10 protein-coding genes are annotated in these 11,274 nt (G+C 59.1%); 2 read left to right on the top strand and 8 right to left on the bottom strand.

Features of this window, described 5'->3' with window-relative positions:
- The 3 genes from GTF44_RS14290 to GTF44_RS14280 form a co-directional block, all read right to left on the bottom strand.
- Entirely contained in the window at nt 1-1,026 is a 1,026-nt protein-coding gene (locus GTF44_RS14290) for a carbohydrate ABC transporter permease (protein WP_171562022.1), read from the bottom strand.
- 69 nt (nt 1,027-1,095) lie between these two features.
- Entirely contained in the window at nt 1,096-2,325 is a 1,230-nt protein-coding gene (locus GTF44_RS14285; protein ID WP_171562024.1) for an ABC transporter substrate-binding protein, read from the bottom strand.
- 90 nt (nt 2,326-2,415) lie between these two features.
- On the bottom strand, nt 2,416-3,465 hold the full coding sequence (locus tag GTF44_RS14280; protein ID WP_171562026.1) for an ABC transporter ATP-binding protein: 1,050 nt from the start codon (nt 3,463-3,465) through the stop codon (nt 2,416-2,418).
- 119 nt (nt 3,466-3,584) lie between these two features.
- Between GTF44_RS14280 and GTF44_RS14275 the strand changes: the two genes are divergently transcribed.
- Nucleotides 3,585-4,586 (top strand): ester cyclase, encoded by a 1,002-nt coding sequence (locus GTF44_RS14275; RefSeq protein ID WP_171562027.1) that lies wholly within the window; start codon nt 3,585-3,587, stop codon nt 4,584-4,586.
- Nucleotides 4,587-4,643: 57 nt separating this feature from the next.
- Here the strand turns inward: GTF44_RS14275 and GTF44_RS14270 are convergent, their stop codons facing one another.
- The 5 genes from GTF44_RS14270 to GTF44_RS14250 form a co-directional block, all read right to left on the bottom strand.
- On the bottom strand, nt 4,644-5,648 hold the full coding sequence (locus GTF44_RS14270; RefSeq protein ID WP_171562028.1) for an endonuclease/exonuclease/phosphatase family protein: 1,005 nt from the start codon (nt 5,646-5,648) through the stop codon (nt 4,644-4,646).
- Nucleotides 5,645-6,697: a sn-glycerol-3-phosphate ABC transporter ATP-binding protein UgpC gene (locus GTF44_RS14265; RefSeq protein ID WP_171562029.1), complete on the bottom strand. Its 1,053-nt coding sequence runs from the start codon at nt 6,695-6,697 to the stop codon at nt 5,645-5,647. Before GTF44_RS14265 ends, GTF44_RS14270 begins: the two co-directional genes overlap by 4 nt.
- 12 nt (nt 6,698-6,709) lie before the next feature.
- A complete protein-coding gene (gene ugpE, locus GTF44_RS14260) occupies nt 6,710-7,630 on the bottom strand; it encodes a sn-glycerol-3-phosphate ABC transporter permease UgpE (RefSeq protein WP_171562030.1) in 921 nt (306 codons plus the stop codon).
- A 14-nt stretch (nt 7,631-7,644) separates the two neighbouring features.
- Nucleotides 7,645-8,526, bottom strand: a complete 882-nt coding sequence (locus GTF44_RS14255; protein WP_145216851.1) for an ABC transporter permease subunit — start codon at nt 8,524-8,526, stop codon at nt 7,645-7,647.
- Nucleotides 8,527-8,596: 70 nt separating this feature from the next.
- On the bottom strand, nt 8,597-9,898 hold the full coding sequence (locus GTF44_RS14250) for an extracellular solute-binding protein (protein ID WP_171562031.1): 1,302 nt from the start codon (nt 9,896-9,898) through the stop codon (nt 8,597-8,599).
- Nucleotides 9,899-10,251: 353 nt separating this feature from the next.
- Between GTF44_RS14250 and GTF44_RS14245 the strand changes: the two genes are divergently transcribed.
- A complete protein-coding gene (locus tag GTF44_RS14245; RefSeq protein WP_171562032.1) occupies nt 10,252-11,274 on the top strand; it encodes a LacI family DNA-binding transcriptional regulator in 1,023 nt (340 codons plus the stop codon).

Raw genomic sequence — 11,274 nt, 5'->3', positions numbered from 1 at the left:
TCAGTGCTTGCCCTTAAAATCGCGCCATGTGCGGACCAGAACGGGCGACAGCAGGATCGCGACGCCGATGATCGTCATGACGGATGTGGTGGAGGCTGCGGAAAGCTGCCGGGTTTCGCCGCCAAGGTCGTTGAAGATGATCCAGCTCAGCGATGTGGCATGGGCCGAGGCCGAGAACCCCACGATCGGCTCAAACACCCGGAAGTTATCCATGAGCTGAATGAGCGCCACGAACGTGACCAATGGCATAAGATGCGGGATGACGACGAACCGGACCTGTTGCCAGCGGGTTGCGCCATCAATCTGCGCCGCCTCAAGCTGATCCTTGGGCAGGGTCTGCAACCCGGCATAAAAGACGACAAAGGCAAAGGGCGCCGAGTGCCAAACCCCATAGACGATCAGCATGACCCAGGTCAGCCCGGTTGAGGCTCTCATCGACAGATCGGGGTCATTCGCGGCCCATTGCAGGAATGTTCCGATGATCCCACGGCTATCGATCATCCAAACCAGGATGAGAGAGCCAACAAGGGGTGTCACGATCATCGGCAAAAGCGAGAAGAAGATCACCAAGCCCTTGAGATGGCGGTGTAACGTGTTGACTGCCAGCGCAATGATCAACCCGAGGATGATCAAAAGCGGCGTCACGGTGAATGTGTAGGTCAGCGTGAAAGCCATCGCGCGATAGAAGGGCAGATTGCCGAGCGCATCGAAAAACGTGCCCAAATCACCGGACGTGCGCCAGGCCTCGGCCACTTCGTTCACGGCCAGATGCCCACGGTCGAGATAGATATCCAGCCCCACAAAGCGACCCAGAGGCTGCGCATCGCGCAAAGCCTGCGTGGCCTCTTGATCGATTGTCGTTTCTTCCCTGCATCCGAACGGACCGCAGCTTTCGACCGTCGTGAGCACGGCCTCATGCGGGGCAAACAGCGATTGCATCACCACCGACACGATGGGCGCCGCGATGAACAACAACATCGCCAGCCCTGTGGGCAGGAAAAACCAAAAGAAAGTACGATGTTTCATCGGATTTCTGTCGCCGTCATGCTCAGGAAGAATTGGAGCGGAGGGGGTCAGGCCCCCTCCGCAAGGGCATCACTGGAGGAAGCCTTGCTCGCGCGCGGCGGCGGTATAGGCCGCCTCCACATCCGCGAGGGCCTGCTCCGCGCTTTCATTGCCTTGCATGAAATCGGCCAGCTCATTGCCAAGCGCCGTGTGCAGAAGGCCCATATAGGGCAGCATCGGGTACGGGATGGTGCCCGCTTCGGCCGCCGCGAAAACGCCGACTGCGGCATCCGTCGGCTCATAGCCAGGGATCAGCCAGACGGCTTGCGCCGCAACCGTCTCGTCTTCCAGGATATCCGGGCGGATACCGTTCATCATTGCGATGAAGGTTGCCTCCGCCTCTGCATCGCTGATGTTGCTGGCCACGGTCCAGCCGTCCCACCAAAGCGTTGATGCCGGGATATCGCCGCCGCCAACCGTCATTGGCCCGGCAATGGCAAACCCGTCAATCACACCCTGCGGCAGGCCATCAACGTCCAACATGGTGGCAGCACGGCTGCCCCACATATTCATCAACGCCACGTTGCCGGCGCGGAATTCGGCGTTGGTCGCGTTGCTGTCATGGGTCAGGAAATCAAGGTTCATGTAGTCCGAAAGCGACCGCATCATTTCAAGCGCGGCAAGACCTGCTTCGGAGTTGACATTGGGAACCGCCGTGCCGGGTTCGAAATGTGTGCCCCCATATCCCAGGAACATGTTGTTGAATTCCTGCGCCAGGTTCCAGCCGGAGGCGTAAGCGCCGCCCACAGGGTTCTCCATGATGCCCTGGTCGCGGATCATCTCGGCCGCAGCCAGCATTTCCTCATAAGTGGAGGGCGGTTCCACGCCGATCTGTTCCAGAATGTCGGCCCGGTAAACCAAATGCTGCGCGTTTGCCATAAAGGCCACGGCCATCACCTCTCCACCGATGGTGATCAACTGGTTTGAATTCAGACCCTCGCCATGGGCGGCCACCAGATCACCCAGCGGGCGGATCACGTCTTCATTCATCAGCGCCACAATCGACGAATTCGCAATGATCGCTGTGGTGTATTCTGCCGGGGTGCCCTGCATCCCCGGCAGGTTGATCGACTGGTGCTCAGATGTGAGGTTCGTGGACACCTCTGCGCCGGTGCATTCCTGCGCCCCGGCCCCCACGGTTTGAATCGCCGGGAACTCATTGCCGACCACACTAACCCGCGCGTCAATCTCGCAGCCCAATGCTGCGGTTGCGGTCACGATTGCAAACACACTTGTTGTTGTCAGACTTCTTAGAAACATGTTTTCCTCCCTGTTTCCGTTCGCGATGCGTCCTGAAATCCCGCATCTTTCCTCAGCCGCTCAGCCCATTGGACGTGAGTAACCTCGGCATCAATCATCGATCCGCGCCCCTGTTGTGGCATCGAACAAATGCACATGTTCGGTGGGAACGCGGATCGAGATCATGTCATCGATTTCGGCGCGGAATGTTTTGTCTGTCTTCGCACTGACCAATGCCCCGCCGATCCGAACACTGACCATTGTGGCGTCGCCAAGCAGTTCCAGCGTGTAGATCGGCGCCGTGATCTGCCCGCCGCTTTCGCACACCTCCGCGTCCTCGGCTCGAAAGCCGAGCGTTACGGGGCCGTCTGGCACATTGAGGCCGGAAATCGCCGTCCGCTCCGCACTGAAAACACCGCCCGCGACATCGCCTTCCATCAGGTTCATGGCCGGGCTGCCGATGAAGCTCGCCACGAATGTGTTTGCCGGGCGATCATAGATCTCGGTCGGGCTGCCGACCTGCTGAACGACGCCCTTTTCCATCACGACAACACGGTCGGCCAAGGTCATGGCTTCGATCTGGTCATGGGTCACATAGATTGTCGTCACAGCCAGTTCGTGGCTGAGGTTCTTGATCTGCGCCCGCGTCGAGACGCGCAGCTTCGCATCCAGGTTCGAAAGCGGCTCATCCATCAAAAACACATTGGGCTCTCGCACAATTGCGCGGGCCAGCGCGACACGCTGCCGCTGACCGCCGGACAGCTCGGCCGGCTTGCGATGCAAGAACTCATCCAACTCAACCATCGCGCTGGCGCGGCGGACCTTTTGCTCATGGCCCGCCGGGTCGATCCCGCGCACGCGCAGGGGAAAGCGGATGTTTTCGTAGACGTTCATGTTGGGGTAAAGCGCGTAGCTCTGAAACACCATCGCCACATCGCGATCTTTGGGTTCCAGATCATTCACGACCTTGTCGCCGATCCTGATTTCCCCATCCGTCGGGTCTTCCAGCCCGGCGATCATACGCATGGTTGTCGTCTTGCCGCAGCCCGATGGCCCAAGCAAAACCAGAAACTCACGATCCGCGATCGTGAGGTCGAACTTATCGACACCTACGAATGACCCCCAGCGTTTTGAAACGCCCGCCAAAGTGATCTCGGCCAAGATCGTCCTCCCCGTGGAATCGGTTTTTGCATACCTTTGCAAAAAGGCTAGACACCCGCGTCAAAAACGGCAAGATATTTTTGCAGACGCATGCAAAAATCGTGAGTTCGGACAGCTTTATGGAACATTTTCAAAGCGCTAAAGACCTTGTCAGAGCGCATCACGCGGCGCTGGATCAGGCTCAGACAGCGGATTTGCTACCGGCCCTGGCGGATTTCACATCCGAGGATTACGTCTGGCGAGGGTTCCATCCCTTTGGCGAGTTGCACGGCGCCGCGGCGGTTGCAGAGACCTTTTGGTCGCCACTCAAAACCGCGCTCACGCGGCTCCAGCGACGCGAAGATGTCTTCTTCGCGGGCCGAAATCAGATGGATGATGGCCAAAGCATCTGGGTCGTTTCGATGGGGCATCTGATGGGCCTCTTTGACGCGCCTTGGCTCGGCATAGCTCCTACCGCGAAGATGGCCTTTCTCCGCTATTGCACATTTCACCGCGTCGAGGAAAACCAGATTGCCGAGACCGCGATGTATTTCGATGTTCCGCACCTGATGGCGCAGGCCGGTCAAAGCCCATTTTCCAACCAGACCGCAGCGCATTTGGTCCAACCCGGCCCGCAAACCCATAATGGCCTACTCTATGAAGATCAGCCTGCGGCAGAGGGCCAAAAGACGCTCGCGACCATCAACGCGATGATCCGCGACCTCGGCCAATGGCGTTCAGGCCTGCCGCTGGAAGAAGAACTGGCGCAGACATGGCATGATGACATGATTTGGTGGGGGCCCGAGGGGATTGGGTCCACCTATTCCATCGAACGCTATGCCAAGCAGCACGCAGCGCCGTTTCGCGCCGGTCTGACAGATCGGTCCGTCACGTCGCATATCGCCCGCTTGGCCGAGGGGAACTATGGCGGATTTTTCGGCTGGCCGAACTTCACCGCCCGCCCCACCGGAGGGTTCATGGGCCTGCCCGGCAGCGACATCGCCGGAGAGTTCCGCGTGATCGACATCTACCGGCGGGAGGGGGATAAACTGGCCGAGAATTGGGTCTTCATCGACCTACTCCATTTCTGGAAGATGCAGGGCTTTGATTTCCTGGCCGAAGCGCAACGCCATCAATCATGAGCGCAGGGGATCACCATAGCATCGGACGCGAAACTCGGCGCAGCGCGGCGGATATTCTCAGGTCGCGCCAACCTCGCAGAAGACGGCTTCATGATCCGAAAGCGGTGTGCCATCCGGATCAAGCGACGGCAGAAGCGGACCCGACTGGCCGGTCAAACCCCGCGCGCAGAACCAATCAAGCTTCATCCGCCGCGTGTCATGCGGCGTGATCAAGCTGTTGCGGGTCGTGATCCCCTCCGGTGTCAGATCCCAATGATAACCCCGGTCCCGCGCCAGATCGAACAACGTCTCGGACCGCCAGTCATAATCGGGCGGCAGGTGATTTCCAGTGTTTAGATCGCCGCCGATGAGCACAGGCAAACCAGGCGCAAATCCATCAACCTCGTCGAGCAGCTTGGCAAATTGCACATGACGATAGGCAACGTCCGCGTTGCTCTCCAAATGGGTTGAGACAACACAGATCGGCCCCGATGCGCCGGGCACGATCGCTGCAACGGCCATCCGTCCGCCCATACGCGGCTGCTCCGTGTCGCCCGCACCCGCGTTGTCTGTGACGAACCAATGCCCGTCTTCGTCGAGGCGGAAGAGAGCCACCTGATCAAACGGCACCGAGGAGAGAATGCCGTTGCCGTGCCAGCCACGTTCATTGAAGTCTTGGGTGCAAAACTGCCGCTCGGTTGGGCCGCCAAGATCCATCTCGAAAAACTCGACGCCATACGCATAGGCCATGCCAAGCTCGGTGGCCATCTCGGCAGTCGTATGGCGCTGCGCTGTCCGCGCCATGCCGTTATCCATCTCACTCAAAAGCACAATTTTGGGGTTGTGGCCTGCAAGATGGATCGCACTTTTGGCTGGGAATAGGCAGCGTTCGACATTCCAGGCGGCAACCTTGAAGCGCTCTGGCAGCGTGGTCGCTGCGGCCTCACCGCCCAATTCCACGCCGCTCATAGCGGGCATCTCGGACAACAGGGCCCGATGCGCGTCTGCCGTGCGGGTCGCCGATAAGATACGGGCACGGTCTGCCTCGGTGATCCGAGGCAGTTCCGCAAAGATCTGTGTCACAAACGCTGGCCCTTTTCGGCGTCGAAGAGATGCACAGCATCGGGTTTCAGCGCCAATCGCACTGGTCCCCCGGCTTCTGCGGCTTCGTCCTTCTGAACGCTGACAGAAAAGGCCTGACCGCCCAGTTGCCCGTGAAGCAGACGTTGCGCGCCCAATTCTTCGATGATCTGCACATCGAAGGGCAAATCGCCTTCGGCTGTCAGCATCACATCTTCGGGCCGAATGCCGACCGAAACCGCGCCCGCCGCAGCTCCCTGCCCCACTTGCGACAGCGCCGGACCACCATCAATGGTTATGCGGCCATTCGCGGCGGTCCCCTTCAACAAGTTCATTGGCGGCGCGCCCATGAAGCTGGCCACAAAGGTCGAGGCCGGATGACCATAAATCTCCGCCGGTGTCCCAATTTGTTCGATCCGGCCCGCATTCAACACAATGATCCGATCCGCCATCGTCATCGCTTCGACCTGGTCATGGGTCACATACATTGAGGTCACGCCCAAACGCCGCTGAAGCGCGCGGATTTCGATCCGCATCTGGTGGCGCAGTTTCGCGTCGAGGTTTGAAAGCGGTTCGTCAAAGAGGAACAGTTCCGGGTCGCGCACAATCGCCCGGCCCATCGCCACCCGCTGCCGCTGGCCACCCGAAAGCTGGCTGGGCCGACGGTCGAGATACTCCGAAAGGTTCAGCATCGCCGCCGCTTCGCGCACCTTCTGGTCGATCTCGCCCCGCGGCAGGCCCCGGTTCTTCAAGCCGTAGCCCATGTTTTTGGCCACGGTCATATGCGGATAAAGCGCGTAATTCTGGAACACCATCGCGATATTGCGATCTGCCGGGTCCACATCGTTGACCGGCTCACCCCCGATCGACAACGTGCCCTCGGTAATCTCTTCGAGCCCCGCCACCATCCGCAGAAGCGTGGATTTCCCGCAACCCGACGGGCCCACCAGGACGACCAACTCCCCGTCGGGTATATCGAAGCTACACGGTTGAAGCGCCTCGTGCCCGTTGGGATAGGTCTTGCGTACAGTATCGAGCGTCACATTTGCCACGTGATTTGATCCTTACTTATCGGATTCCGTCAGGCCCTTGACGAACCAGCTCTGGAAGAAAATGACGATGAGCACCGGCGGCACCATGGCGATGATCGCCAGCGCTGCGGCCTCTCCGTATTCGGGGGTGGTGGAGCCATCGGCATAGGCTTGAATGATCTGCCGGATGCCGCGCACCAGGGTGAAGAGGCTCTCATCGGTCGTAATCAGCGTGGGCCAGAGATATTGGTTCCAGCCAAACACGAACATGATGATGAACATCGCTGCGATCATGGTGCGGCTGAGTGGCACCAGAATGTCGATGAAGAATTTCACAGGCCCTGCCCCATCGATCCGCGCAGCTTCGATCAGTTCTTCGGGAACGGACCGGAAGAATTGCCGGAAGAAGAAGGTCGCTGTGGCCGAGGCGATGAGCGGCACGATCAAACCGGTATAGGTGTTGGCCAGCCCCATATTCTGGATCACTTCGTAAGACGGCAAGATCCGCACTTCTAGCGGCAAGAGCAGCGTGGTGAAGATCATCCAAAACGCCAATGTGCCAAACCGCAGTTGGAAATAGACAATCGCATAGGCCGCCATCATCCCGACGATGATTTTGCCTATCGCGAAGCCAAGACCCAGGATCAGTGAGTTGGTCAACATGGTCACGCCATTCACACTGTCGGTGAAGCCGCCATATTCAAACAACGCCGCGTCGTAATTCTCGACCAACTGATCGCCGAACCAGAATTGTAGGCCCTCGCGGTGAATGGTGATGTCATCATGGCTCGAACTGGCCAGCATCATCCAGACCGGCACCAGCATCAAAAGCGCCCCGAGGATCAGGATAACATGGTCGCCCACATGGCCCCAGCGGATCCGCCGACGGCGCCGTTGCACCGGCGTGGCGGCGGCGGGGATGGTGGCAGTGCTTGTTTCACTCATATCGGTCATCGTGCCCCTCCCCCTCACGTGTAATGGATGCGGCGTTCCAAGAAGCGGAACTGCACAATGGTTAGGATCAAGACCAGCACCATCAACACGACCGATTGCGCCGAGGAGCCGCCAAGGTCACCGCCCCGGAACCCGTCGACGAACACTCGATACACCAGTGTCATCGGGTTGTTGCCCGGCTCGCCCTTCACCAGCGTGTCGATGATGCCGAATGTGTCGAATAGGGCGTAGGTGATGTTGATGATCAGAAGGAAGAACGCCGTTGGTGCCAAAAGCGGGAAGGTGATGTCCCAAAATCGTCCCATGCCGGAGCGGTTGTCGATCATCGCGGCCTCGCGCACCGATTGTGGAATGGCCTGCAAACCCGACAAAAAGAAGATGAAATTCACTGGGATCTGCTTCCAAACCGAGACAGTGATCATCGCGGTGGCTGTGTCCCAATAATTGACTCCAAGCCGATAATCCCACCCGAAGGATTGAAAGAGTTGCGTGAGGTTACCGCGGCTTTGGTCGAAGAGCATAACCCCCATCAAACCGGCAACCGGCGGCGCAATCGCATAGACCCACATCAGAAGCGTCCGATAGGTTTGCGCGCCGCGGATCACCTTGTCGGCCTTGACCGCCAGAACCAAGGCAATCGCCAGCGACAAGAAGGTCACAAGAAGCGTGAAGATGACCGTAAAACTGAGCGAGTCGAGGTAGTTCGTCGACCGCGTCAAACGCGAGTAGTTGTCCATCCCGACAAAGGTGGACCCGAACCCAAACGGGTCCTGCAGATAGAAGGACGATTGGATCGCATAGCCCGCCGGCCAATAGAAAAACACCGCAATAATCGCCAGTTGCGGCGATAGCAGCAAGATCGGCAACCACGGGTTTCGGAATGTTGTGCGCTTCACGGTATCTGCCCCTCAATAGACCTCAGTGGCCGCACAGATGGCGGCCACTGAGCAGGTTTATCAGTCTAGATTAGCCCTGAGTCTGAGCAAAACGCGACAGAAGATCGTTGGCTTCTTCTTGGATCGTCTCGAAAGCCTCATCAACCGAAGCATCGCCCGTCAAGATGCGCCCGTATTCCCGGTTCATCACGTCACGGATTTGAACGTAGAAGCCCATGCGATACCCGCGGGTCCATTCGCCACCCGGCAAGGACAACTGTTGGATGCCGACTTCGGCCGCCGGGAACCGCTCGTAATGGCCATCTTCCTGCGCAACCGCATAGGCGGCTTCGGTGATCGGCACATAGCCGGTGTCACGGTGCCAGGTGTACTGCACTTCGGGGGACGCGAGGAACTCGAAGAAGGCCGCGGTGGCTTCGTTCTCCGCCGCATCAAAGCCGGACATGGCGAAAAGCGCCGCGCCGCCGATGAAGGTTTGGGTCGGCTCGGTGGTTACGGCTTCCCAATAAGGCAGCAAAGTCGCGGAGAACGGGAAGTCAACGCGTTCCTGGATACCACCGAAGGAGCCGGAGGAGCCGAGCCACATCGCCACGTCGCCGCTTTCGAACGGGTTTTGGTTATCGGCCCAACCGGTGCCATACCAGTTGAAGAGACCAGCGTCTTGCCACTCAACCAACGCCTCAAAATGGGCGCGGATCGCGGGGTGGTTCACCATGATCTCGGTGTCGACGCCGGAATATCCATTGTCGTTCGAGGCGAATTGCAGGTTGTGACGCGAGAAGAAGTTCTCGGTGAAGATCCAAGGCAGATGCGACTGCGCCAGCGGCACGTAACCCGCTTCCAAAAGCGCGGGGCCGGTGACTTCGGCGAACTCTTCCCAAGTCGTCGGCGCCGTAACGCCCGCCGCATCAAGAGCCGCTTGGTTGTAATACAAGATCGGCGTGGAGGAGTTGAACGGCATGCCGATCATCTGGCCTTCGGTGTCGGCATAGAAGTACCGGACGCCGGCGATGTAGTCATTGATGTCGAAATCAACGCCATTCTCGGCCATCAACTGCTGCACCGGAATGGTTGCGCCCTGCGCGCCGATCACGGTCGCGGCGCCCGCGTCGAAGACCTGAATGATGTTGGGCTGCTCACCAGCGCGGAATGCGGCAATCCCGGCGGTCAATGTCTCTTCATAGGTGCCTTTGAAAACCGGCGTGATCACGTAATCGCTTTGGCTGGCGTTGAATTCCTCGGCCATCGCGTTGACGCTTTCGCCAAGCTGGCCGCCCATTGCGTGCCAAAATTCAATCTCGGTTTGGGCCTGGGCCACGCCGGCCATCAGGCCGAATGCAACGCCAAGGGCCGCGGTTGTTTTAAGTGTCATGCTGAGCTCCCAACACTTGTGGATGCCAAATGGCTTCATTTGTTTCGTTCCTTCCCCCTCCTGTTCGAAGAGAAAGGCCTTCAAAACGTCACGAACAACATGTCCGCAACGGCACACCAGAACACGATCTCCAATCTGTTGGGGCGCCAAGCGACTATTGCACGACGCGTGACGCAACCGGGCTTACATGCCGTCCGCGCCCCTGCCTGCTCGATCTAACCTTGTTAGGTTCCCCGTCGGATTGCGCTCTTTCTGCGCACGTGTTCACATAGCCCTATTGAGTGACAGACTGATGACAACGACGCAAGCGGCGTGCTGTTTTGTGCCTCACAAATCCGCGAGGGTTTCACCTGATGTCGACGGAGAAATCTGTTTCGAAAGAGACGTTTAAGCGCGCCCGCCGGGTCACCGCCGCCGATGTCGCGAAAGCGGCGGGCGTCTCCCGATCCGCTGTCTCACGCGCCTTTACACCTGGGGCCTATCTCGATTCGGCAAAGCGGGTCGCAATCCTGGCAACCGCCAAGCGCTTGGGATATCGGCCAAATGCTCTGGCCGCGAGTTTGCAGGGCAACCGCACCGATTTGGTTGCCGTTATCGCCGGTGACATGGCCAATCACTACGATGCTGCATTTGTCGGTGCGTTGGTCGCCGAACTCAACGCACACCAGAAATGGCCGCTGGTCTTGAGCGGTTCGGATGAACTGACCGAACAATCGATCCGCTCGGTTCTGCGCTACCCGCTAGACGCGGTGATCGTCCGCGGCGGCAGTCTACCAGCCTCGGTCTTTCAGGACTGCGCAAGGCTCAGCATTCCGGTCATCTCATCGGGCCGAGTGGTCGACGCCCCCGCGACCGACTGTGCGGCTTGCCGGAACAAGGATGGCGCCGAATTGGCGATAAGAACCCTTTTGGCCCGCGGGCGGACCTGCTTTGGTTATATCGGCGGGCCTGCATCCTGGTCTTCGGAAACCGAACGTTTGGCGGGCGTGCGACACGCGTTGGCAGAGGCCGGGCTGGAACTATGCGCCCTGACGCAATCCGACTACACATTCGACGGCGGCCGGGCCGCCGCCGAGACGATGTTCGCGACCTCCGATATCGACGCGCTGTTCTGCGCAAATGACGCGATGGCCCTGGGGGCGCTCTCTGCTGCACGCAACCAAAACCGCGCTGTCCCAGATCAACTGTCGATTATTGGCTTCGACGACATCGCTCTTGGCGCTTGGCCGGATTTCGATCTCACCACGATCCGCAATCCTTTGGACAAAACCATCGCCGAGATCCTGCGCCTTCTGGAGGCGCGCCTTAAAGATCCCTCCAAAGACAGCGAAACCGTCATGATCGACCCGGAACTGATCGCGCGCGGCACACACTGA

It is taken from the genome of Roseobacter sp. HKCCD6576-2, assembly GCF_013179285.1.
Lineage (GTDB): Bacteria > Pseudomonadota > Alphaproteobacteria > Rhodobacterales > Rhodobacteraceae > Rhodophyticola > Rhodophyticola oceani.
Note: the sequence above shows the minus strand (reverse complement) of the source record. Positions and strands in the feature narration are given on the sequence as shown.

Excerpts from the sequence above, each read along its gene's own strand:
- GTF44_RS14290 (WP_171562022.1), bottom strand. The coding sequence starts at position 1,026 with ATGAAACATCGTACTTTCTTTTGGTTTTTCCTGCCCACAGGGCTGGCG.
- GTF44_RS14285 (WP_171562024.1), bottom strand. The coding sequence starts at position 2,325 with ATGTTTCTAAGAAGTCTGACAACAACAAGTGTGTTTGCAATCGTGACC.
- GTF44_RS14275 (WP_171562027.1), top strand. The coding sequence starts at position 3,585 with ATGGAACATTTTCAAAGCGCTAAAGACCTTGTCAGAGCGCATCACGCG.
- ugpE (WP_171562030.1), bottom strand. The coding sequence starts at position 7,630 with ATGACCGATATGAGTGAAACAAGCACTGCCACCATCCCCGCCGCCGCC.
- GTF44_RS14250 (WP_171562031.1), bottom strand. The coding sequence starts at position 9,898 with ATGACACTTAAAACAACCGCGGCCCTTGGCGTTGCATTCGGCCTGATG.
- GTF44_RS14245 (WP_171562032.1), top strand. The coding sequence starts at position 10,252 with ATGTCGACGGAGAAATCTGTTTCGAAAGAGACGTTTAAGCGCGCCCGC.